The following is a 25,812-nucleotide window of genomic DNA, read 5'->3' on the forward strand; positions in this document are numbered from 1 at the left end:
TAACTCTATAGGCGTCAATAATCTAACGCACAAAGCTATTAACAATCAACTATGGAACTAGTTGCTATACTTAAGTGTGCACGGTTGAAGTTCACTATACCGTATGGGTGTTAATATAATCTTTGAATAAAGATCATATTTTCATGATGTTAGAACTATTTTGGCACTAAAACGTAGTGATCCAGTTCTCATACATTTGTTTGGCACTTCATATGGATAATATGTGACTTAAAAGTTGTTTTTTGGTGTTAAAGCTCTGTTATTGCGTTATATCTTCGGGCAATATATAACGAATTAGTATCATTGGTCAAAATGTTGACAGTATTTAAAGGTCAGGGGTTTATATGGATCGTACATCCTTAGTTTCACTTGGTGGTCAGATCGTAGTAATAGGTTTGGATGGGCAATTAAAGACATTAGCTCAAAACGAACAGCCGTTACCGGGTGAACTTATTGTTGCTAGAACTGAAGCTGAACCAGAAAAGCTTCAAGTTCAAGTCGCAAGAGAAGAAGGGGTGCAAGACGTCACTGACGATGTCGCTCAAATTATTGACGCACTTCAAGATGGGCAAGATCCAACGTTGCTAAACGAAGAATTCGCACCAGCCGCAGGCGAGAGTAATGGTTCCAGTTTGCAGGCTAGCGGCACTGTAGAGCGCACGGCAGCAGAATTGCTAGCCGATACTGTGTTTGAAACAACGGGGTTAGCTGCGCTTGGCTTTTCCGAAACTCAAAGCCTAACTCTTGCTGAGCTGTATTTAAACCTTCCTAACACTTCTCCAGCCGTCACGCCAATTGCTCCGGTCGCTGAAGATGACAACATTCAAACAGACGAAGACGTTTCGATTACCATTGATGTCCTAGCCAATGACGATGATGAAGATAGCGACTCCCTTACAATTGATTCAGCCACAGTACCTGAAGAACAGGGAACCGTTGCAATCGTTGATGGTGAGTTAGTTTTTACACCTGCTGAAGATTTCAACGGCGAAGCAACCATCACTTATGTTGTTACCGATGGTGAACTAACTGATGAAGCAACGGTTTCGGTTACTGTTAATCCTGTAAATGATGCTCCAGTAGCAAATAATGACAGCACTGAGACGAATGAAGATACGCCAGTTACCATTGATGTACTACTCAATGACACCGATGTTGACGGTGACACACTGACCATCGTGAATGCGTCTGTTCCTGCAGAGCAAGGCACGGTTGAGATCGTAGACGGTAAGCTTGTTTTTACACCTGCTGAAGATTTCAACGGTGAAGCAACTATCACTTATGTTGTTACTGATGGTGAACTAACAGATGAAGCAACGGTTTCGGTTACTGTTAACCCTGTAAATGATGCACCAGTAGCAAATGATGACAGCACTACGACGGACGAAGATACGCCTGTTACAATTGATGTGTTACCGAACGATACCGATGTTGACGGTGATACGCTGACCATAGTGAATGCGTCTGTTCCTGCAGAGCAAGGTACGGTTGAGATCGTAGACGGTAAGCTTGTTTTTACTCCAGCAGAAAACTTCAACGGCGACGCAATCATTAGCTACACAGTTTCTGATGGTGCATTAGAAGATGAAGCAGAAGTTTCGGTAACAGTTAATCCACTTAATGATGCTCCGACAACCGAAAATGCTATTCCATCCCAAGTTCTACAAGAAGATTTTGCTGAATACACCATTAATTTGAATGACGCCTTTAGCGATGTTGACGACGCAGACAGCGAACTGACGTTTAGCGTTTCTGGGAACAGTAACATTCAAGTTTCAATTGTTGATGGTATTGCAACGATCACACCAACAGCAGACTGGAACGGTTCAGAAGAGCTAACGTTCACTGCAAAAGATCCAAGTGGTTTAGAAGTGAGTCAGACGGTTGATTTCACAGTCAACGCAGTTGCAGACATTGTCGCAGATAGTGCAGATATCGTTGAAGACACTCCAACCGTTTTGAACGTGTTGGGTAACGATACTTTCGAAGGCCAATCACCAGTTGTTACAGTTGAATCTGGAGATGGTCCGACTAACGGCAGTGTGGTTGTTAACAACGACGGTACCATTACCTACACGCCAGACCAAGATTACAACGGTTCTGATGAGTTCACTTACACGGTCACCTCTGGCAGCGTCACTGAAACCACAACAGTTACGCTAAACGTAACTCCTGTAAACGACAAGCCAGTGGTTGAAAATACCATTGCTGACCAAGTTCTACCTGAGGACTTTACGCCTTATACCATCGATTTAAATGACGCGTTCAGTGACGTTGATAATGCAGATAGCGAATTGACGTTCAGCGTTTCTGGTAACAGCAATATTCAAGTGTCGATTGTCGATGGCATCGCGACGATTACACCAACTGCAGACTGGAATGGTTCTGAAGAGTTAACGTTTACCGCGACAGATCCAAGTGGGTTAGAGGTCAGTCAGACGGTTGATTTCACCGTCAATGCCGTTGCCGATATTGTTTCGGACAGCGCGAATATTGTTGAAGATACGACGACTATTTTGAATGTGTTGGGCAACGATAGCTTCGAAGGTCAATCACCAGTTGTTACGGTTGAATCTGGAGATGGCCCTGAAAACGGTAATGTGGTTGTAAACGTTGATGGAACAATTACTTACATACCAGACCAAGATTACAATGGTGCTGATGAGTTCACTTACACAGTCACCTCTGGTGGTGTCACTGAGACTACGACGGTTACGCTAAACGTAACTCCTGTTAATGATAAGCCAGTGGTAGAAAACACCATTGCTGACCAAGTTCTACCTGAGGACTTTGCTGAATACACCATTAACTTGAATAACGCATTTAGCGATGTAGATAACTTAGATAGCGAACTGACGTTCAGCGTTTCGGGTAACAGCAATATCCAAGTATCGATTGTTGATGGTATCGCAACGATCACACCAACAGCAGACTGGAATGGTTCTGGGGAGTTGACGTTTACCGCCACAGATCCTGATGGTGAAAGCGTTAGCCAGACTGTTGATTTCACGGTTAACGCCGTTGCCGATATTGTTTCGGACAGCGCGAATATTGTTGAAGACACACCAACAATCTTGGATGTGTTGGGCAATGATAGTTTCGAAGGCCAATCGCCGGTGGTATCGGTAGAAGCGGGCAATGGCCCTGCAAATGGCAGTGTGGTTGTTAACGATGACGGCACGATTACTTACACGCCAAACCAAGATTACAACGGCGCTGATGAGTTCACTTACACAGTCACCTCTGGTGGTGTCACTGAAACCACAACAGTTACGCTGAACGTTACTCCTGTAAACGATAAGCCAGTGGTTGAGAATACCATTGCAGACCAAGTTCTACCGGAAGACTTTGCTGAATACACGATTAACCTAAATGATGCATTTAGCGATATTGACGACGCAGACAGCGAATTGATGTTTAGCGTTTCGGGTAACAGCAACATTCAAGTATCGATTGTTGATGGTATCGCAACGATCACACCAACCGCAGACTGGAACGGTTCGGAAGAGCTGACGTTTACTGCGACAGATCCAAGTGGGTTAGAGGTCAGTCAGACGGTTGATTTCACGGTTAATGCTGTTGCCGATATTGTCGCTGACAGTGCAGATATCGTTGAAGATACACCAACAATTTTGGATGTGTTAGACAACGACAGCTTCGAAGGCCAATCCCCAGTGGTATCAGTCGAAGCGGGCAATGGCCCTGCAAATGGCAGTGTGGTTGTTAACGATGATGGCACCATTACTTACACACCAGACCAAGATTACAACGGTGCTGACGAGTTCACTTACACAGTCACCTCTGGCGGTGTGACCGAAACCACAACAGTTAAGCTGAACGTTACTCCTGTAAACGATAAGCCGGTGGTTGAGAATACCATTGCTGACCAAGTTCTATCTGAGGACTTTACGCCTTATACCATCGATTTAAATGACGCGTTTAGCGATGTTGACGATGCAGACAGCGATCTGACGTTTAGTGTTTCTGGTAACAGCAACATTCAAGTTTCGATTGTTGATGGTATTGCAACTATCACCCCAACAGCAGATTGGAACGGTTCTGAAGAGCTAACGTTTACTGCGACAGATCCAAGCGGTTTGGAAGTGAGTCAGACGGTTGATTTCACAGTCAACGCCGTTGCAGACATTGTCGCAGATAGTGCAGATATCGTTGAAGACACACCAACCATTTTGGATGTGTTAGACAACGATAGCTTCGAAGGTCAATCACCAGTTGTATCTGTCGAACCTGGAGATGGTCCGACTAACGGGAGTGTGGTTGTCAACGATGATGGCACCATTACTTACACGCCGAATCAGGATTACAACGGTGCGGATGAGTTTACCTACACAGTCACTTCTGGTGGTGTCACTGAAACCACAACAGTTACGCTGAACGTCACACCAGTTAACGACAAGCCACTTAACGAAGACTTTGACCATAGCGCTGACGAACTTATTACTAACGTAATTTTTGATACTGATGATAAGCCCTTGGACCAAGGCTCAGAAAGCGATCATATTTCTGACGTTGAGGATGACTTAAATGGTGATGATCTTCAGATCCGGATAACAGAGCTACCTACATCTGGCACCTTGTATTTCAAAGATGAAAATGGCGATCTTCAAGAAATCACATCGGCCGATGGCTCGTTGTACAACAAAGACAGCATCTACTACGAAGCGGATAATGTAGGGTTCTTGCTTGGTATCAAAGACAGACCGAACTCTCCAAATGGAGAAGAGTCAACGACGGATTTCTACAACTGGGGTTTAAGTGCAGACGGTGGTGAGTCACACAGTCGAACCGAATATCTAGTAAATGGAGCGTCTATTGATATCTCCTCTGATAGTGGTGTGCTAGCTCAATACAACCGAGAAGTCTCACATATTGGTCATGGTATTGCTGATAACGATGGCCAAGGCATTCAGCGCGGTGAAACCATCAGCATTGATTTGTCTGAGAACCCTGTTGGCAGCGTGAATCTTGGTCTGGATGGTCTAGGAGGCTTGTTTGAGCACGACGACAACAATGCTGCTCTTATCACGGTGACATACCTTGATGCTAACGGCGCAGAGCAAACTCAAGTTATTGAGTTCTTGAAGCCAGAAGGCAACAACATGCTATTCCAGGAGACCAGTATTGGCTTCGGTAAGGATTACCCTCTACCTGAAGGGGCGGTAATTACTCAATTAGACTTCTCGACCAAAACATCTGGGAATTGGGAGTTGCGTTATGTAGAAGGCTTCCCACCTGAAGATAGTTTTGACTACGTTGTAGTTGATTCTGGTAACGCTGAAAGTGACCCTGCAACGGTTACAATTGCCAATCAGATTCTAGACGGCAACGTGTCGGAAAATGGTCCGGACCTATCTTTAACAGGGAGCACTGTTACAGAAGGAGAAGACGTTACGTTTTCTGTAGTACTGGATGAGGCGACAGAAACGGCGGTTAAGTATCCAATAACTACATTGGCTCCAAGCTCATCGGCTGATGATTCAGACGTCAACCTATCTAATGCAACCTACACGAATGGTGTTGTTTTTGCCGGGGGCTACCTGATTGTTCCTGCCGGTGTTAGTAGCTTCGAAATCATTGTGCCAACGATTGATGATCTTGTTGTTGAAAATGACGAGACGATGGAAGTTGAAATCGGTAGCGAGTCGGACTCATCAACAATCTTAGACAATGATAGTACGTCACTTTCAGTGAGTAATGCTGGCGACGTGAGTGAAGGTTCTGACGCAGTATTCAAGGTGTCGCTGTCTAACGAAGTTCAAAGTCCTGTTGTCGTCAATCTAAGTCCAAAGACAGATGGCAATTACACCGCTGAAGATGAAGATCTTGGTAACATGACGGTGACTTATATTGACGGAGAAGGCCAAGAGCAGACTCTGGATGTTAGTCCAAGTGGAGACGTTACTATTCCTGCCGGAGTTACTGATATCACGGTAACAATAACAACGACACAAGACGATGTTTACGAAGGCGCAGAGTCTTTTGGCTTGGTGGTGACCGAATCTGGCGGCATTACCTCAAACGGCGTGGCGAGTGGCGAGGCAGTGATAAAGGATGATGGCTCAGCTGTCGGTCCAACAACGCCTGATAACGATAAGCCGCTGCTATCTATTAGCGGTGGTGGTGATATTAATGAAGGGGAAGAAGCACTATTTGTTGTTTCTTTGTCTAATCAAACAGAGTCACCAGTCGTTATCAATTTGGCTACGAGCACGAGTGGCGCATATACAGCAGAAAACTCTGACATTAAAGATTTTGTCGTAACCTACAAAGACAGTGAAGGCGAAACGAAATCACTAGCCGTTTCAGACAATGGTGATGTCACTATTCCTGCAGGTATCACTGCAATCGAAGTATCTGTTCCTACGACTCAGGATGATGTTTACGAAGGCTCTGAGAGCTTTGGCCTAATCGCGACGGAGTCAGCTGGCATCACTTCAAATGGTTCTGCCGTTGGTCAAGCGAACATAAAAGATGACGGCTCTGTTGTGAGCCCGACAACACCAGACAACGACAAGCCTACGCTAACCGTAGATGGTGGCGGGAATGTCGATGAAGGTGAAAATGCAGTCTTTACGGTTTCGTTATCAAATCAAACTGAAAGTGCTGTTGTTGTTAACCTATCGGTAGAGACGGACGGAAACTATTCAGCGGAGGATAATGACCTTGGCGATTTAGTTGTGACTTATGTAGACACTAATGGTCAAATACAATCATTGAATGTTGATGGAAATGGGAATGTAACAATACCTGCGGGAATCCAGGACATCACAGTTACTGTGCCGACTAACGAAGATCATATCTACGAGGGAAATGAAACGTTTGGCCTGACTGTGACAGAAAGTAGTGGGGTGACAACTAATGGTCAAGCGACTGGCCAGGCAACAATTTTAGACGCAGAAAGTGCACCGAAAGTCAGCATCGTTGCTGACCAAGACAGCGTCAACGAAGGTCAAACCGCAGGCTTCACTGTGAGCTTAGATCAAATCGCTGATGAGAAAGTAACGGTTGAGTTCGAATACTCAGGTGTTGCTCAAGATGGTACTGACTTTACTGGCGTAGCAAGCATTGAAGTACCGACCGGTCAGTCTTCTGTCGACCTAGACATCACTACGCTTACTGACGGCACTTACGAAGGTGCAGAGTCATTTACTGTCACCATTAAAGATGTGGAAGGTGCAGACGCAACTGCCTCTACAAACAACAGTGCGAGCGTGACTATCAATGACGCTCAGCAAGCACCGAAAGTCAGCATTGTTGCTGACTCTGGGTCTACAGCCGAGGGTAGTGATGCGAACTTTACTATCAGCATCGACCAGAAAGCGGATGAAGATGTCGTAGTGACATTCACGATTGGTGGTGATGTTGATGGTGATGATTACACTGCGCCAAACACTTACACCGTGACTATTCCAGCGGGCCAAACTTCAGTCGCCCTTGATATTGAAACGCTAGATGACGGTATCTATGAAGGCGCTGAAGACCTGACAGTGACACTAACTGGAACAAGTGGTGCAGACTCTTCGTTGAATACGGCTTCTAAAGAGGCATCTGTTTCAGTCACAGATGAACAGACGGCACCAAAAGTGAGCATTGTTGCTGACCAAGATAGCGTCAACGAAGGTCAAACCGCAGGCTTTACTGTGAGCTTGGATCAAATCGCTGATGAGAAAGTAACGGTTGAGTTCGAATACTCTGGTACTGCTCAAGATGGTACTGACTTTACTGGCGTAGCAAGTATTGAAGTACCGGCAGGCCAGTCTTCTGTCGATCTAGACATCACTACGCTTACTGACGGCACTTACGAAGGTGCAGAGTCATTTACTGTCACCATTAAAGATGTGGAAGGTGCAGATGCAACGGCTTCGACAAACAACAGTGCGAGCGTGACAATTAATGACGCTCAGCAAGCACCGAAAGTCAGCATTGTTGCTGACACAAGCTCTACCGCTGAAGGTGGTGATGCGAACTTTACTGTAAGCATCGACCAGAAAGCGGATGAGGATGTCGTGGTGACATTCACGATTGGTGGTGATGTTAATAATGATGATTACACCGCGCCAAACACTTACACCGTGACTATTCCTGCGGGTCAAACTTCAGTAGACCTTGATATTGAGACGTTAGATGACGGTATCTATGAAGGCGCTGAAGATCTGACAGTGACACTAACTGAAACGAGTGGTGCTGACTCTTCGCTGAATACTGCTTCTAAAGAGGCATCTGTTTCTATCGCAGACGCTCAGCATGCGCCGGAGTTTATTTCTGACGGTGATCTTCCTGGCGATGCAGCAAACAATGATGTTTATGACTTTGGCACCGTAAATGAAAACAGTGTTAGTGGCACGGTTGTGGGTACGCTTGTTGCTGAAGATCTAGACAACGATGAACTTACTTACAGTTTTGCTAATGGAACAACAACGAACGGTCTATTTGATATCGACCCATCGACGGGTGAGGTTTCACTCAACAAGACTATTGATGATGTTGATTTAGGCGACTATACACTGCAGGTGAAGGTTGCCGATGGTACAGGTGGCGTAGACACAGCAGAGGTTAATGTTTCACTTGTAAACGTTAATGATGCACCAGAAGCTTCGCCTTCGTCAGTTACTACTCTAGAAGATTCCCGAGTTACTCTGGATTGGGCATCATTTGGCGTCACGGATGTCGACTCAGAAACATCGACGCTGTCTGTCCAAATTACATCGCTTCCTAGCGACGGTGCACTTGAGTACAAAGATGAGCAAGGAAATTGGCAGGCGGTTCAAACAGACCAAGTACTGAGTAAATCGCAGTTTGATGCCGATGGTGTACGTTTCACTCCAGAGGTAAATGAATCTGGTGATGACAGCTTCACTGGAAATGGGGTTGGTAACCAAGAAGGGAACTATGCGCAAATTGGTTTTAAACCAACGGATGGGGAAGATACGGGACAAGAATCTGTATTGACGATTGATGTTACCCCAGATGCAGATGCGCCGAATTTGGTTACAGTGACTCCAGGGTTATCTCTTCCTCAACAAGATTTCAACGTGACTTCTTGGACAAATGTCGTTGTTGGCTCTGATAACGGTCAAGGTGTTGCGGGACAAGTTTTGATTGATGCTATTGAAGCTTTAGATTTAGAAGATGGCAGCCAATCGACCACCACCAATGTTCAGGATACCGCGTCAGGGGCAACAGCAGCGGATGAAGCCGTATTAGTGACGGCGCTGGTCTACTTGGAAGCGGGAACCAGTTATGATTTTACTGGACGAGCAGATGACAGCTTAGCGATCAAAATTGGTGGAACACTGGTTGATGAAGCTCGTTGGGGTAATGGTAGGGGTGATATTAAGGGGGATGCGTTTGTACCTACATCTTCCGGATTTTACCCAATCGAAATCTACCATCACAACCAGAGTGGGCCTGGCAATTTTAATGTAGATGTCTCTATCAACGGCCAAACGGCAGTTGATTTAAGTAACAGCAACTTGTATGTGGTGAGTGACTCAGCTGCTTTGGACGCAGTCGATGTAAGAACTTCTGAGTTAAAAGAAGTAGACGGTGTTCAGTTCTACGAGACTTATGAAGTCAATGAAGGGTTGCAAGATACCGCTATTCCAATTTCAGAAATTAGAGCAAGCCTGACTGATACTGATGGCTCTGAATCACTTGCAGTGACATTAAAAGGTTTGCCAATTGGAGCGGTGCTCTCTGATGGAGCGAATTCTATTACGGTAGCGACGGTGAACGAAGCACTGGATGTTACAGGATGGTCACTTGACTCTTTGACGGTGACACCACCAGCGGGATCGCACGATGACTTTACCATTGCGGTAACGGCGACAAGTACAGAAAGCTCGAATGGTGATACTGAAGACTCACATGCCACGATTAATGTCGTCGTGCATGAAAATCTAGCGACAAACACAACTCGTGACGTGAGCATCACGAATGAAGATACCTCGCTACAGGGTAACGTTTTATTGAATGATACTGATGGCGATAATGTCCTATTGATCGACCATATTACAGTTAACAATACAGACTACGCTGTTGGTGAAACGGTCTCGCTAGATAGTGGTTCATTGGTGGTAAACCAAGACGGTAGCTACAAGTTCGAACCGGTTGAACATTGGTCTGGTGATGTTCCATCGATCACATACACCACGAACACCGGCGCTACAGAGACATTGGATATTGAGGTCGTTGCTGTCGCAGACGCGCCGAAAGTTACGATTTCAGTTGGGGAGCTGTCTAAGACCGACGCTGTCGATTCAAACCATGCTTCAGTTTCAACTGTTACTGAAAATACTTCAGCGCAGAATGATGTCATCGCTTCTGGTTTAGGCCTAGACAGCGTCTACCAAAAAGACAATCCGCCAGCTAACGTATCATTGGGTGATAACAATGACACATCGGACACAAATAGCTTATTTGTAGGTACGGACTACAACGATACCTTCTATGGTGGTGGCGGTGACGATGTCTTTGTCGGAGGTGGGCAGAATGACTCGTTCTACGGTGATGATGCTTCAACCAACACGGAGCATGACGGCACAGATACGGTTTATCTGACAGGCAACTTTAGCGATTACGAATTCACGTTTAAGAATAACCACGGTGGAGACGTACCATATTGGATCTTCTTGGATAAACGCTCGATAGACTCAGTGAATGACAACACAGGCCAAGAAGACCGAGGCGATCATTTGTACGAAATTGAACGTGTTGTTTTTGCAGATAAAGTCGTTGAACTTAACCCTAACGGTACCTACCAGGTACTGCAAGATCGTTGGATTCCTGTCGATGTCGGTGTTGACTTGGTCGATACTGATGGCAGTGAAATGGTAGGGCAAACGGTATTGGTAGATGGATTACCAGACGGGGTTGAATTACACGTTAATGGTCAGGTGGTGGCGCAAGAGGTGTCAGGAGGATATCTCATTGATACCGATGCTCAAGGGCAGGCATCATTTGAGATCAAAGTGCCATTCGATTATGACGGCAGCCTTGATTTCCCAATCAGTGTTACTGCAACAGCAATTGAATCTTCAAACGATGATTCAGCGAGTACAACGGAGTCCGCTGATTTAAGCGCTCGTGACTTTGAGTTAGAGTCGGGATCGCACGGTGATGACGCCATCTCTGGTAGTGCTGACCATGACCTTATTGTTGGTGATGTTCAGGGCTTAGAGATCATTGCTGGTCAGGACTACAACATTGCATTTGTACTTGATACCTCGGGCAGTATGGGAAGCTGGGTTGGCAACGCGAAAGATGAGATTCTTGACGTGTTTGATGAGTTGTTGGACTCAGTAAACCAAGGCGTTGAACCGGGAACCGTAAACATCATGCTTTCTGAGTTTGCTACTGGGGCGACGAAGGTGATTGAAGTGGATCTGAGTTCAGTAACTGCAAGAACTGATTTTGTCGAGGAACTCAATAAGATCGGTGATTACGGTAGTGGTAATACGAACTATGAATCTGGTTTGCAATCGGCAGTCGATTGGTTTGGTAGTCAGCCAAACGTCAATGGAGAAAATATCACATACTTTATTACCGACGGTCAGCCAAATACATACGATAAGCTCGACAATATAAAGCGTCCTGAATTCTCTAAAGTCATACTTGATGTGGGTGGTGACGGACAGCTTGTTACCTTGCAGGATGTTGTTAATGATAACAACTACAGTTATGGGCAAACCGTTAGCTATAAAGGCAATGTCTTAATCAACAGTGATGGGCATATTTTCTCGCCATTAACGGGGCAGAAAATCGGTGATATAGACCGTAAGAATGGAATCCTTGAATACGATGACAAAGGTGGAAGTTCTGTTCAGGCTCAGCATATGTATCAAGTGCTTGCGTTGCTATCAAGCGTTGAAGCGATAGGCCTTGGCAGTGGTGTATCAGAGAGTACGCTACAACAATACGATACTGACGGTGTGGTGGAGTCTGAAATTGATGTCACTAAACTGGCTGAAACAATACTAGGTCAAGACGTTCCATTGAAGCAGGGAGCTGATACGATCCACGGTGGAGATGGCGATGACATTCTTCTTGGTGACTTGATTGAGTTTGGCGGCAACGAGCAGGGAATCAGTGCTATCCAATCTCATGTCGCGCAAGAGACAGGACAGGATATTTCGACGGTTGATGCTGAGGCGATTCATGATTATGTCAAAGACAATATCGATGAATTTAATCAAAACCATCAAGGTGATAAAGCGGATACTCTGTATGGTCAGCAAGGCGATGATATCCTGTTTGGTCATGGTGGAAATGACATTTTGGTCGGTGGCTCGGGTGACGATATTCTGATTGGTGGTTCTGGTGAAGATACCTTCAAATTCGTCGATGACGGCTCAGGTATTCGTAATGGCGAGATAGATACGATCAAGGACTTCACGAAAGGTGAAGATAAGATCGATATCTCTGACTTACTTCATACTGATGACTCAGACTCGATTGACAGCTTACTAGCTAATAACGAGATCGGCCTTGAAGCTGATGGCGATAACTTGATTCTGACCATATCTGAATCTGATGGCTCAGCAAGTCAAAAAGTGGTGATTGAAGACGGCTCTAGCCAATACAGTGAATTCTTAAGTGATGGTTCTTTATCATCGGCAGATGGTAGCGCCATTCTTAACGATCTACTGAAAATCAACAACGATATGAGTTAGTCGATTTAAGGAAGGGGCGAGTATGCTCCTTCCGCTCTGGAGCGCCAACTAAAAAGGTCTAGCAAATGCTAGACCTTTTTATTAATGACTAGGACGAGACAACTAACTCTTAGGTAGGGTTGTGAAAATCGTCCATTCTTTCTTAACTTCGCCCTTGTAACCCACAACTGTTGCGGTTACTCGTCGGTTTAACGCATGGCTTGTTTCGTCGGTACCGGTTGATGCGAGCACAGTGTCGCCGTAACCAACAATGGTGACACGATTTGGACTAATGCCGTTTTGTAGCAATACGCGTCGTACATTTTCAGCACGGCGTTTAGACAAATCTAAGTTGTGTTCGGCAGTACCAGTTCGACTTGCGTAACCTTGAAGTTCAATTGATGTACTCGGGTACTCTTCCAAGAACTCAGAGAGTTCGCTAAGTTGCTGAGTGAAAACAGGGTTGATCTCATCCGAGTCATTAGCAAACAATACTCGAATCTGCATTTCTTGTGATGTTTTTAGATATTCACCACAACCATCATTATCAATCTCCGAACCCTGTGGTGTTCCAGGACACAAATCTCGAGCATTAATGACGCCATCACGATCATCGTCCAGCAAATCAGCAATTTGATCTGAAGTTGGGGTTTCAATGTACTCGTACTCATCACCGGTTTCGGTATTGGAATTCGAACTGCACGCTGAAATTAGGCAAGCCATGAAAAAAATAGGTATTACTTTCATATTAATACTCCACTTTCTCTAGCCACTCTTGCGGAATATCGACTCGCAAAGAGTTAAGCAGTTGTCCAGTCGCATTCATCACGCGGTATTTTGCGTATTGTTCTGCGTACTTGGCGTCCAAATAATCCTTACGAGCTTCGAACAACTCATTTTCGGTGTTGAGCAAATCAAGTAGGGTTCGTTTACCAATGCGGTATTGCTTTTCATAAGCGATAACGGTTTGAGCTGCTGAATCCACGTGGTCAGAAAGGAACTCTTTTTGTTGCAGTGTCAAATCCAACGCACTCCAAGAGAGCCTTAAACCTTCTTCAACGTTTTTATATGCAGAAGAGCGCAAATCTTTGGCTTTATTCAGTTGATAAGCAAAGTTTTCTGAGTTCGCTGCGTCGCTACCGCCGTTGTAAAGGTTGTACCTTAGTCTAAGCATTGCGAGAGTTTCGTCGCTGCGTCCTTCGATTCCATCAGCATCGTCACGCCATGTCTGCGAAGCTTCGACAGAAAGGGTTGGGTAGTTGACCCCTTTGGACTGTTTGTATTGAAACTTAGCGGAGTCAACATCAGCCACAGCGACCTTGATGACTGGATGCTGATCAAATGCAACACCGACGGCTTCATCTACTGTATATGGGATAAAATTAGAATCTGCGCGAGGGAAGATCAGCCCTTGAGGGGTCTGTCCCACAAGTCGCGTAAACTGGGTGTGGGTATCATAGAGGTTGTTTTGTGCCGCCGCTAAATTGCCATGCGCTTTCGCAAGACGAGCTTCTACCTGCGTTAGGTCGGCGGTTGAACCGATACCAGAATTCACACGCTTTTTGATGTCAGAGTAGATGCGTTTGTGAACCGCAAGGTTGTTCTCTGACAACGTCAGTATCTCATATGCTTTCACGGCTTCTAGATAGACGTTGGTGACTTCAAGCGCTTTGTCTGATGCATCGGCAAGCAGTTGATAGCGCAATGACTCAGCATCCGCTGCCGTGCGGTCGATGTCATTGAGAGTAGCAGAGCCATCCCATATCAACTGTGTCAACGTTACCGCTGCTTCTTTACGAGTTAAGTCTGTGTCTCCACGGCCTACACTGTCGGCAGGGTCAATGCCTTCATACCCGATGCCAGCGTCTAAGTCGATTTGAGGTAAATAAGCACCTGATGAAGACTCGTTCACATAACGACTACTGGTAAATTCGTTAAATGCCGCTTTCAAATCAGGGTTCGTTTTAAGCGTTAAAGCCACAGCCTGTTCCAAAGTTTGGCCGAAAATAGGGAATGACACTATTAGGCTACTGCAGCACGCTATACTTAGTCGGCTCCACTTCACGGCGGTTCTCCCAGATAAATCCATTCATTTTTGTCGCTCTCAAAATTGAGACTTGTCGACATTAAACAGCGATTTTGAACGCAAAGGCTCAACTCGCTGTTATCCCTAGGCTTTTGAGGTTAATTCTCAGTTTGATCCCTTATAACACCGTAGCATATATGACAAAGTTTGCTTATGTTTCGAATGATTATGCTGAAAAAAATGTCTGATTTTTTAAGATCATAGCAATTTTTAGAGTTGTCATCTTGAAGTGATGTCAATTTCCCGCCCCTAGGAAATACACAACCGCAATGCCGAAAACCCAAGCAATAAATACGTTTATTTTGACTAAACTATAGTCGTAAATGAAAGGGTGACAAACTTTTGACGCTGCAGCGTTCGAGTCGAGGTATTTATGGATAATGCAACCTTGCGCTCATTAATGGGCCAGATCGTAGTTATCGGATTGGATGGTAACTTAAGAGAGTTGGGACAGGGCGAAAGCCCAGCTCAGGGTGAAGTAGTAATTAACGAGTTATCAGCGAGTTCGGAGCCTACCATACAGGTCGTTTCTCAAGAAAACTCGGAACCAGTCAACATCACAGAGGACGTCGCGAGCGTCTTCGAAGCCATCGAGCAGGGTGATGACCCAACGCAATTAGGGGAAGAGTTTGAACCAGCTGCAGGTGAAAGTGACGGTTCTAGCCCTCAAGCGACAGGCGTTATAGATCGGACGGGGGCTGAACGCCTTGCTGCGACGGACTTTGAAACTATCGGTCTTGAATCTCTAGGTCTATCTGAAACACAAATTTTGTCCCTGCTAGAACTCTATTTCGGAGGCTTTTTCTCACAACCGAGTCAAATTGCTGACGTCATTATCCAAGACATATCTAGCCCAACAGTGAACGAAGGTGAAGACGTAAACTTTGACGTCACTCTTGATGCGCCAACAAGCGACGAGACCGAGTTAGTGTTTTCTTTGGATGATGGCAGTGCGTCAGGTGGACAAGAAGACAGTGGCGCTGATTTCCTCAATAATATTGTGACGATTACTTTTGAAGATGGCACAGAGCAGCAAGTGAGTGTCGATGAAAATGGTGATTTCATTATTGTTGTACCAAGCGAGACGACCACTTTTACTGTCACTGTACAAACGTTTAATGATGAACTTTTAGAGGGTGATGAAACTTTCACTCTCAGTGGTTCAACGCCAAATCAACAAGATCCCGTAACTGGCACAGCAACCATCAGCGATGATGGGAATGGTCCGGGAGAGAATCCTGATGATGATCGTCCTACTGTGCTTTCTATCTCAGATGTCACCGTTAATGAGGGAGAGCCTGCGGTTTTTGAGGTCGTCTTAAGCAATCAAAGTGAATATGAAACGTCTGTCACTCTTACACTTGCCGACGGCAGTGCAACAGGAGGGAGTGACTTCGATAACACATCTGTTTTGGTTACCTTCTCAGACGGTACGTCGCAATCTGTAAGTGTTGCAGAGGACGGCTCTTTCACAGTGATGGTTCCTGCAAATGATACTGACTTTTCTATCACGGTCGTAACGAACAATGATGAAATACTTGAAAGGGATGAAACGTTTACGCTCACTGCAAGTACACCTACTCAAGAAGAGCCCGCAGAAGGAACAGCAACCATAAGCGATGATGGTGATGGTCCTGGGCAAAATCCAGACGATGATCGACCTAATGTTGCATCTATTACGAATACAACAGTAAATGAGGGCGAGGCGGCTACGCTCGTCGTAAATCTCAGTAACCCGAGTACAACGAGCACTTTAGTCACCATGCAACTTGCAGGTGATACTGCGACAAGTGGTGTGGATTTTTCGGACACAACCGTCACGATCACGTTTTCAGATAATACCAGCGAAGTCGTGTTACTGAATCCGGACGGTACATTTGAGGTAAATGTACCCGAAAACACAACGACTTTCAGTGTTACGGTCGATACCTTCAACGACGATATTTTGGAAGGTGCGGAGACTTTCACCCTGACTGGTACAACATCGACACAAAGCACACCAGCACAAGGCACGGGTACCATTATTGATGATGGTACTGGCCCAGGCCCTGAGCCAGATGATGATCGCCCAGTTGTCGCTTCAATCACAGATGCAACCGTGAGCGAAGGAGATCCGGCTACATTAGATGTTACGTTAAGCAACCCAAGTACGACCGATACGGTTGTGAGCATGACGCTTGTTGATGGCACAGCCGACGGTGGCGTGGATTACACCGATACCTCAGTCACTATCACTTATGCAGACAATTCAACGCAAGTCGTGGCTGTAAATCCGGATGGCACATTCGATGTGACTGTTCCTGCAAACGACACCACTTACAGTGTTACTGTGAATACCACCGATGACAATGTGTTCGAGGGGCCTGAAACCTTTACGCTGTCTGGCGCAACATCGACTCAAAATACTCCGGTACAAGGAACAGGTACTATTGTTGATGATGGCAGTGGTCCGGGGCCTGAGCCAGATGATGACCGTCCAGTTGTTGCTTCAATTAGCAACGTGACAGTCAATGAAGGTGATCCTGCCACATTAGATGTCACCATGAGCAATCCGAGTACGATGGACACAGTTGTGAGCATGACACTCGCTGATGGTACAGCAGATGGTGGCGTGGACTACACCGACACCTCTGTCACCATTACTTATGCGGACAATTCAACGCAAGTTGTAGCAGTAAATCCGGATGGCACATTTGATGTGAACGTTCCTGCGAATGATACGACTTATAGCGTTACTGTGAATACTACCAATGACGATGTCTTCGAAGGTCCTGAAACCTTCACATTGTCCGGCGCAACATCGACTCAAAATACTCCAGCACAAGGCACAGGTACTATTGTCGATGACGGTAGTGGTCCGGGGCCTGAGCCAGATGATGACCGTCCAGTTGTTGCATCAATTAGCAGCGCGACAGTCAATGAAGGTGACCCAGCCACATTAGATGTCACCTTGAGCAATCCAAGCACGACTAATACTGTTGTGAGTATGACACTTGCTGATGGCACTGCTGACGGTGGCGTGGACTATACTGACACCTCTGTGACTATCACTTATGTAGATAACTCAACGCAAGTTGTGGCTGTAAATCCGGATGGCACATTCGATGTTACTGTGCCTGCGAATGATACGACCTACAGCGTTACTGTAAACACCATCAATGACACTGATTTTGAGAGTTCCGAAACCTTCACGCTTGATGGTGCAACCTCTATCCAAAATACGCCAGTGCAAGGTACTGGTACGATTTTAGATAACGACGCGCCTCCGGCCATCGGCAATGTGGTTGATGCGATTGTTTCTGAAGAAGGGTTACCTGATGGTATCGCCGATACTATGGGAGCTCCTTCAGACTCCACGAACTTGGCGAGTTTTGTTGGTTCATTCACAGTCAGTGATCCTGATACGACGAACGTCAGTGTTGTACTTTCCGGCCCCAATGGACTGGCATCTGGAGGTGAACCTGTTACTTGGTCTTGGAACGCCAATACTCAAACACTCACCGCATCGACGGCAAGTATTACTAGTGTAGCAACAGTCGTGTTGACAGAACCAAATGTAGCAGGCCAAGGAACATGGGGTTACACCATCACACTCTTAGAACCACTCGATCATCCAGTTAATGATGTCGAAGATTTGATCAACTTTGATTTGCAGATCTCAGTGAGTGATGGTCAAACCACGAGCTCCCAAAGTATGAACGTGGTTGTCGAGGATGACTGTCCACATGTTCCAACGTCTTCTCAAGCCGTAGATGTGTCGCTGGCAGATATACCGGAAATTCTCACCGGCAATATTAGTTTTGTTGGTAATGAATCCGATGCATTCAGCCGAACTTTCGGAGATGTCGAAGTGACTGCCTTGGGATTTTTGTCGAATGAGTCTACCGATCTTGGCGCCGCAGAGATTAATCAAACTTCATCAGGTATTGGTGTGAAAAGTGTCGGTAATAACGGTTATCCGCTTGCTAATGAGGTGGATTATCGTTTTGCCAATGATACTGGTGTCTCAGAGCAGTTGATCATCGACTTGGGCGATAAGATTGCCTTTGGTGCTGAAATCGAATTCGAGAAAATGTTTGGTGGTGAGTTAGAAGAAGGTCTTGCTTCTTTCTATCGCGATGGTGTTTTGATCGCACAGCAAGCCTTTAACTCTGATGCGGCAAGCGGTGATTATGCGGCTAACTTCAGTGTTCAACAGGGTGGTTTTGATAAGGTTATTCTTGAAGCCACAGGTAATGGGAATGGGCCAAACACTGCAGACAACAGTGACTTTACCGTCAAATCTATCACCTTTACTGGGGCTGACTCCGCCATTCCAATTGCAACAGCAGAGGGGAATTTAGGTGCACTCTATGGTGCTGATGGCCCAGGAAGTATCGTTCTTAATGGTGCCGAGAGTGGTCTAGAAACGCTTGATGGCGAGGCTATTAGTGTTGCGATTGATCCCCAAAACCCAAACAGATTAGTCGGTGAAGCGAACGGCGAGTTGGCGTTTGAAGTTCAATTAACGCCAAGCACCGGGAAGTGGGAGTTCTTCCAGTACGTACCTCTGACCTCTCCAAGTGGTGACGGTGATATCGACTTCAGTTACACGATTACCGATAACGATGGTGACAGTAAAACGGGGAATTTTGCGGTTAATCCATATGCGCCTCCGATTGTTGAAGGCGTCACGCTTAATGTTTCTGAAGAAGGTTTGGGTAATGCCATTGCCGATGACTTCGCGCTGAATGGTTTTATGGACACCACAGATTCAACGTTAGATATGGATCAGTTAACACTCGGTCAAACGGTTGACTCGGTCGCACTGAATGTCCCAACTGCGAACCTAACCAGTAATGGTGAGGCAATCACATGGACCTTGTCCAACAACGACCAATTGCTTGTTGGTTCAGCGGATGGAGGAGAGGTTATTAAGATTTCGGTCAATGATACGGGGGCAATCTCTACTGAACTTCTTGGCCCAATAGATCATCCAGATATTTCTGGCGAGGACTCTTTAAACATTGAGGTTCCTGTCGTTGTATCGAATGCACTTGGCTTGACGAACTCTGCGATAGCAAATGTTGTTATTGAAGATGATTCACCTGATTCGACATCCATTGTTCATGATGTGGTCGCGGAAACAAAAGAGAGCGCTAACGTTCAATTGATTATGGATGTTTCAGGCTCGATGCGTACGGGTAATCGCCTTCAAATAATGAAGGACTCGGCAGCTCAGTTATTAAATCAGTACGAATCGATTGGCCAAACTCGGGTTCAAATCATCAAATACAGTGGTTCGGCAACAACGTACGCTATTGCTGGGGCAACATGGTTAACCGTAGATGAAGCGAAAGCGTACATTGATACACTTACTGCTGGCGGTGCAACTAACTACAATCGCGCGATTAATGAAGCGAAGGACTCTTGGGGTGATGCGGGTAAATTACCTAGTGCATCAAACGTGAGCTACTTCTTATCTGATGGTCAACCAAATCCAGCCTCATCACTCATCAACGATGCTCGTGAGAACAGTTGGATAGATCACTTGACCGATTCTGATAATCAGATCACAGCGCTGGCTTATGGCATGGGCGTGAACCTGATGCCTGATCAGTTAGACCGTGTTGCTTACGATGGTTTCTTGAACCAAGACCTTGATGGTGTAGTCGTGCCTGACGTTACTCAGCTGCCTCCAGTTATGTTGCAGTCCGTGATTCAACCTGTTGGTGGTAACCTCATGTACACCACATCACCGGATACAGGTATTGGTGCAGATGGCGGTTACATCAGCGAAATAGAACATGACGGTGTCACTTATTCATTTGACGGTACAGACTTGACGGTTGTAGACAACAACAACGACATCTCACATGCGTTTGACGATGTCACGATGTTGCTCACTATCTACATCGACAGTAAGCACACGTTGGAAGTCGATTTGAATGATGGCGCATATGCCTTCTATGGTGCGGTAGGCGACACAGTAGAAACGTTAGACTTCGATTACGTGCTGACCGATAACGATGGTGACCAATCTGAAAATACACTTCAGTTTGTGATTGACGAAAATGGTGGCGTAAACGCGGCGAGCGGTGGTGCTGCGAACATCATTGAAGCGGAAGTGGATGTAAGCCATGACATTTTAATTGGTAATGACAACGAAGCGGACATATTTAGATGGGTTAATGACTCACTAGATTCCGGCACGGACTTGGTGCGTGGGTTTGAACGAGATCTCGACATTCTCGATCTAAACCAAGTTGTCGAAGATGCAGGGCATAACACCATTGAAGAGCTGCTCAATAGTATCGACCTAAATGTTGACGGCGAAGATCTATCGCTTGAAATCACCCACAACGAGGGTAATTCCATTCAAACGATCGTCATTGAAAAAGGAGCTTCCGAGTTTAGCGATTTGATCATCGGAAATATGGACTTTGAAAGAGATGTCTTATCGGCTCTCACAAAAGTTAATTTAGATTCATAACAAAAAAGGGCCAATAGGCCCTTTTTCTTTGCTTCAATTCTTTATCGTTGGCTATGACTAAGCCCGATTATAGAACCTTACATGCAAAACCTTTTAGGTAGAAACCTTCTGGGTAAGCCGTATCCGTTGGGTGATCAGCTGCTTGTTCAAAACGCTCTACAAACTTAACTTGGCGGTTTGCATCTACTGCGGCGTCAGCAATGATTTTTTGGAACAGAACTTGGTCCATTAAACCTGAGCAAGAGTAGGTAAGCAGCGTGCCGCCAGGGTTTAGAATTTGCATCGCCAACATGTTGATGTCTTTGTAGCCACGACATGCACCGTTTAGCTGCGCTTTACTTTCTGCAAACTTCGGTGGGTCCATGATCACAACATCGAATTTCGTACCTTGGTCACGGTATTCGCGTAGCAGTTTGAACACATCTGCGTTTAGGAACACAGCACGCTTTTTCGAGATATCAAACTCGTTCAGTTCTGCATTGAATTTTGCAGTATCTAGAGCTGGTTGTGATACGTCCGCGTTGATAACACGTTTCGCGCCACCTTTTAGTGCGTACAGGCCAAAACCGCCGGTGTAAGAGAAACAGTTCAGAACTTCTTTGTCTTTCACGTACTTCATCGCTTGTTGGCGGCTGTCACGTTGGTCTAGGTAGAAACCAGTTTTATGACCACCAACGATGTCTACGCTGATTTTTACGCCGTTCTCTTCAATCACCACTGATTTTGGTGGCTCTTCACTGTGCAGTACGCCAGTGGTTTCTTTCAAACCTTCTTTCTTACGTACCGCGACGTCTGAACGCTCGTAAACGTTGCAGTCTGGGAAACACTCAACCAAAGCATCAACAATCGCTTGCTTGTTGTATTCTGCGCCTGCACTTAGAAGCTGGCACACAAAGAAGTTTTGGTAACGGTCGATGGTAACGCCAGGCATACCATCAGACTCAGCTGCGATAAGACGGTAGCCAGTTAGGCCATCGCGCTCGATAATGTCTTCACGAAGAAGCTGAGCGTTGTTGAAACGCTTAACGAAGAAGGCTTTGTTGATTTCTTCTTTTTCAAAACTCCAGATACGAGCACGAATTTGAGAAGCTGGAGAATATGCCGCTTTAGCTAGCCATTTTCCGTCGTGAGTGAATACATCAACGGTTTCGCCAAGAGCAGGTTCGCCCTCAACTTTACTGATGCCTCGAGAGAAGATCCAAGGGTGCTTACGCTTAACCGATTTCTCACGACCTTTAACCAAATAGATAGCAGCTGTCATTTCTTTAGCTCTTGTTGAATTTTGAAAGGGGCGTATTGTCCGGGATGTTGCCCGCAAAAGCAATATCCATCGACAATCCAATCATTTGTAGAGGCTTTAATTATAAACTGATGAGTGGAGTTACGGCTGGGTTTTCCAGATACAAAAAAAGGCCACCGAAGTGACCCTAGTTATTCGTTTAAGCGATTAAGCCTTCAAGCCAGTCAGTAGCGACTCCATGGTGTCACTTTGAGCTCGAAGCTGCTCGACGTTTTGCGACGTTGTGCTGATCATCGTACATACATTGTTTGCTTGTATACGGATCTCTTCAACGCTTGATGCGATATTGTCTGCCACCACGCCTTGCTCCTCAGCTGCTGTCGCAATTTGAATGCTGCTGTCTGAGATAGTTTGGTTCTTGTCTGCTAGTGAGCCGATTTCGTGGTTCACTTCAGCCATCAGAGTTTGGCCTTCGTTCGCATTGTGAACCGTGACTTCCATCAGTTTAGTCAGTGATTGGCTGTTACGTTGTAGCGCTTCAATCATTGCTTGAATCTCAACTGTCGCTTGTTGAGTGCGGCCTGCAAGAGCACGGACTTCATCAGCAACAACCGCAAAGCCACGACCTTGTTCGCCTGCACGAGCCGCTTCAATTGCAGCGTTCAAGGCAAGTAGGTTAGTTTGCTCAGAGATACCGTTGATGGTTGTCACCACTTCATCGATCTGCGCCGCGTTTGCATCTAACTCTTCAACTGCTTGAGATGCCGATTGGATCTCAGTAGAAAGGTTCGAGATAGAGTGAAGGGTATTTTCCACTTTCACCTGACCTGATTGCGCGACGCTGCGAGCATCATCAGTTTGTGTGCTTGAGTCATGAGCCAACGTTGCCACTTCACGAATCGTGGAAGCCATCTGCTCTGTTGCACTTGCTAGTGAGTTGAGGTGCTCTTGTTGGGTATTTGAGATCTCAGAGCTGTTGTGGATCGAAAGGTTAAGGTCAGAGCTGATTTGCTGCATCAGCGCCACGGATTCTTGAATCGACTGAACCATCTTTTGTTCGCGATCCGCTACTTTGTCGATAGTAATTGCGATTTCGCTGAACTCATCACGAACACGGAAGAAATTCATACGCGCTGTTAGATCACCATCTGCCAGCGTGTTGAGCGCTTTGTTCATCGTAAACATCGCACCACCGATGAAAGTCATGATGTAGTAAACACCAATCGCGATGATGAACAGAGTCACAAGAATAATACTGACTTGCGCTGTAGAAAGTGCAGTCCATAAAGACTGTTCATGGTTTGCAACTAGGCTAAATGCGCCATTCAATACAGAAACAGAGTCTGGGCCAGTACCAAGGGTAACTGTCTCTGAGCCAGCAATAAGGTTTGCAACTTGAGATTGCGAAAGGTTGCCAGCCTCAATAAGTCCCTTCATTAACATCAACTCTTCCTGATACAGACCAGAAATCATAGCGTCAGCGGCACTATTCAGGACTAAAGTGAGAATGACTAATGCAAGAAGAGGAAGGAAGAAGAGCAAATAGAACTTTTCTTGAATTTTTAAATGGATGAGATACTTATCAATCCAACGGAAGGGAATTTCTTTCATAATTATTATAACCATATAAAAACCCACTATCCTTAGTGGGGTAAATAGACGCAATTAATATATCACTCAAATATAGGGAGCGGTATACGGATGGTACTAAAGTGTGAGAAGTTTCTGATAGTAGGTCACGTACAAGGGGTAGGATTTCGATACCACACATCGCATCAAGGATTGAAGCTCGGTTTGACGGGCTATGCGAAGAACCTAAACAACGGAGATGTTGAAGTGATTGCCTGTGGTACAGAAGAGCAAATTGAAGCGTTTTCGAAGTGGTTAGAAGAAGGACCGCGGACAGCGAGTGTGGACAGTGTCACTCAGGAAAGTGTGTCTTACAAACCTTTCCGCGGGTTTAAGATCTTATAGCTTTATAAGCTGCAATTTTGTAAGTGGTATTTTTAAACCAGAGCCTTACAAACATTTCGCTGGTTTAGGAAGGCCTGCCAATTTGGTTGCCTGTTTCGCTGGGCCTTTCTTAAACAGTTTGAACAGGTACTTGCTGTTACCTTTCTCAGGGCCGTGCGCCTTTTCCATCGCTTTCACAAGCATTCTTACTGCAGGTGAGGTGTTGAACTCTTCATAAAAGTCACGTACGAAGTGAACCACTTCTAAGTGCGCATCGGTAAGCTCGATCTCTTCATCTTTTGCTAGAAGCTCAATCATGCCTTCTTCCCACTGCGTGTGGTCGAGTAGGTAGCCTTGAGCGTCGGTTTCAATTTCTTTGCCGTTGTAAACGAACATAGCTTTGTTTCCGCTAAGTAACCATTGATACGTATAGGGTAGCGTAGAGCGAAGCTTAGACTCAACAAAAGAATCTTTGAAGGCTTCTGAGCGAAGTAAATTTACACAATTAATACCAGATAAAGAAAGTGACGGTAGAAGAGGTTGATTACTTTGATTATTCACAAAAATGTAAATTTATTCATCTTGTTAGAAAATTATCGGGGTGAGTATTTTGGTTTTTGCATGAATATTCTTTCATTTGAATGGCTGACGCCAAGTGTTCCGTTAGCGTCAGCCTCTTTTAAGTTTATGTCGGTTCATCAGGAACTAGGTTAGCAATCAAGTGTAGTGGCGACGCTTCGGTATATTTTGAGTAGCCAGCCGTGCCCACTTGTCTGGTTTTAAAAGAACCATAATATTGGACTGTTGTACTCGCATGTCCAATAGTGTCTTTCATACCGTTCCATGTTTTTGCAGATTCGGTGAATCCATACGCTTCAGTTTGGAACCACGTACCACCGTTTCTTGTACCAAATAGTACATTTCCCCAACGGTTAGGGAATAAGATTTCAAATTGTTCGTCATCACTTTGGTGGGATGACTTCCCAGTTCTAGAGCCACCGCGAGCCTGGCCTTGTTGTAAAATAGAGCGCCAATAGCGATAAAACATCTTGTTATCTTCAACTTCAACATGACCGCCTTTAAACACGATAGAGCCACCTTCCGTTCTCAACGTTGCACGATGATATAACTCTCTAATGTCGTTGATAACCTGAAGGTACTTCATGTTTTGCCCTTGAAAGTGAGCCTGATCTTTGAGTAATGCTTGGTAAATAGAATAAGCCGAATGTCCCAAAGCAGCGCCGCCCCAATCACTCCGGCTTTCATGCTTATCTGGTGCCGATAATCTCATGACGTTGATTCTTCCTTTTGTGTTGTATTTTATAAGATAGTTGCCGTAACCAACGATAGTAGAAAATTCAAAATATGCACATAGTTTTATACTTATTGT

9 protein-coding genes are annotated in these 25,812 nt (G+C 45.4%); 3 read left to right on the forward strand and 6 right to left on the reverse strand.

Annotated features, from left to right (window positions below; translation table 11 throughout):
* Positions 1-344 precede the first annotated feature (344 nt).
* Positions 345-12,692, forward strand: a complete 12,348-nt coding sequence (locus H735_RS15440) for a tandem-95 repeat protein (protein WP_042980091.1) — start codon at positions 345-347, stop codon at positions 12,690-12,692.
* A 102-nt stretch (positions 12,693-12,794) separates the two neighbouring features.
* Here H735_RS15440 and H735_RS15445 read toward each other — a convergent pair whose 3' ends face one another.
* A complete protein-coding gene (locus tag H735_RS15445) occupies positions 12,795-13,418 on the reverse strand; it encodes an OmpA family protein (protein WP_020197448.1) in 624 nt (207 codons plus the stop codon).
* Between the two features lies 1 nt (position 13,419).
* On the reverse strand, positions 13,420-14,736 hold the full coding sequence (locus H735_RS15450) for a TolC family outer membrane protein (protein ID WP_027726809.1): 1,317 nt from the start codon (positions 14,734-14,736) through the stop codon (positions 13,420-13,422).
* 394 nt (positions 14,737-15,130) lie between these two features.
* Here H735_RS15450 and H735_RS15455 point away from each other — a divergent pair, with 394 nt between their 5' ends.
* Positions 15,131-21,229: a Calx-beta domain-containing protein gene (locus H735_RS15455; protein ID WP_020197446.1), complete on the forward strand. Its 6,099-nt coding sequence runs from the start codon at positions 15,131-15,133 to the stop codon at positions 21,227-21,229.
* Positions 21,230-21,296: 67 nt separating this feature from the next.
* On the opposite strand, the gene H735_RS15460 is transcribed toward H735_RS15455, so the two are convergent.
* Entirely contained in the window at positions 21,297-22,490 is a 1,194-nt protein-coding gene (locus H735_RS15460) for a class I SAM-dependent methyltransferase (protein WP_020197445.1), read from the reverse strand.
* Between the two features lie 186 nt (positions 22,491-22,676).
* Entirely contained in the window at positions 22,677-24,080 is a 1,404-nt protein-coding gene (locus H735_RS15465) for a methyl-accepting chemotaxis protein (RefSeq protein ID WP_020197444.1), read from the reverse strand.
* 90 nt (positions 24,081-24,170) lie between these two features.
* Here H735_RS15465 and yccX point away from each other — a divergent pair, with 90 nt between their 5' ends.
* Positions 24,171-24,443, forward strand: a complete 273-nt coding sequence (yccX, locus tag H735_RS15470) for an acylphosphatase (RefSeq protein WP_020197443.1) — start codon at positions 24,171-24,173, stop codon at positions 24,441-24,443.
* 45 nt (positions 24,444-24,488) lie between these two features.
* Here yccX and H735_RS15475 read toward each other — a convergent pair whose 3' ends face one another.
* Complete coding sequence (locus H735_RS15475; protein ID WP_005443942.1) at positions 24,489-24,818, reverse strand: TusE/DsrC/DsvC family sulfur relay protein; 330 nt, start codon at positions 24,816-24,818, stop codon at positions 24,489-24,491.
* A gap of 289 nt (positions 24,819-25,107) precedes the next feature.
* On the reverse strand, positions 25,108-25,713 hold the full coding sequence (locus H735_RS15480; protein ID WP_020197442.1) for a hypothetical protein: 606 nt from the start codon (positions 25,711-25,713) through the stop codon (positions 25,108-25,110).
* Positions 25,714-25,812 lie beyond the last annotated feature (99 nt).

Origin of the sequence: Vibrio owensii CAIM 1854 = LMG 25443 (assembly GCF_000817815.1) — a bacterium.
GTDB lineage: Bacteria > Pseudomonadota > Gammaproteobacteria > Enterobacterales > Vibrionaceae > Vibrio > Vibrio owensii.

Excerpts from the sequence above, each read along its gene's own strand:
- H735_RS15460 (WP_020197445.1), bottom strand. The coding sequence starts at position 22,490 with ATGACAGCTGCTATCTATTTGGTTAAAGGTCGTGAGAAATCGGTTAAG.
- H735_RS15475 (WP_005443942.1), bottom strand. The coding sequence starts at position 24,818 with ATGTTCGTTTACAACGGCAAAGAAATTGAAACCGACGCTCAAGGCTAC.
- H735_RS15455 (WP_020197446.1), top strand. The coding sequence starts at position 15,131 with ATGGATAATGCAACCTTGCGCTCATTAATGGGCCAGATCGTAGTTATC.
- H735_RS15480 (WP_020197442.1), bottom strand. The coding sequence starts at position 25,713 with ATGAGATTATCGGCACCAGATAAGCATGAAAGCCGGAGTGATTGGGGC.
- H735_RS15445 (WP_020197448.1), bottom strand. The coding sequence starts at position 13,418 with ATGAAAGTAATACCTATTTTTTTCATGGCTTGCCTAATTTCAGCGTGC.
- H735_RS15440 (WP_042980091.1), top strand. The coding sequence starts at position 345 with ATGGATCGTACATCCTTAGTTTCACTTGGTGGTCAGATCGTAGTAATA.
- H735_RS15465 (WP_020197444.1), bottom strand. The coding sequence starts at position 24,080 with ATGAAAGAAATTCCCTTCCGTTGGATTGATAAGTATCTCATCCATTTA.
- yccX (WP_020197443.1), top strand. The coding sequence starts at position 24,171 with ATGGTACTAAAGTGTGAGAAGTTTCTGATAGTAGGTCACGTACAAGGG.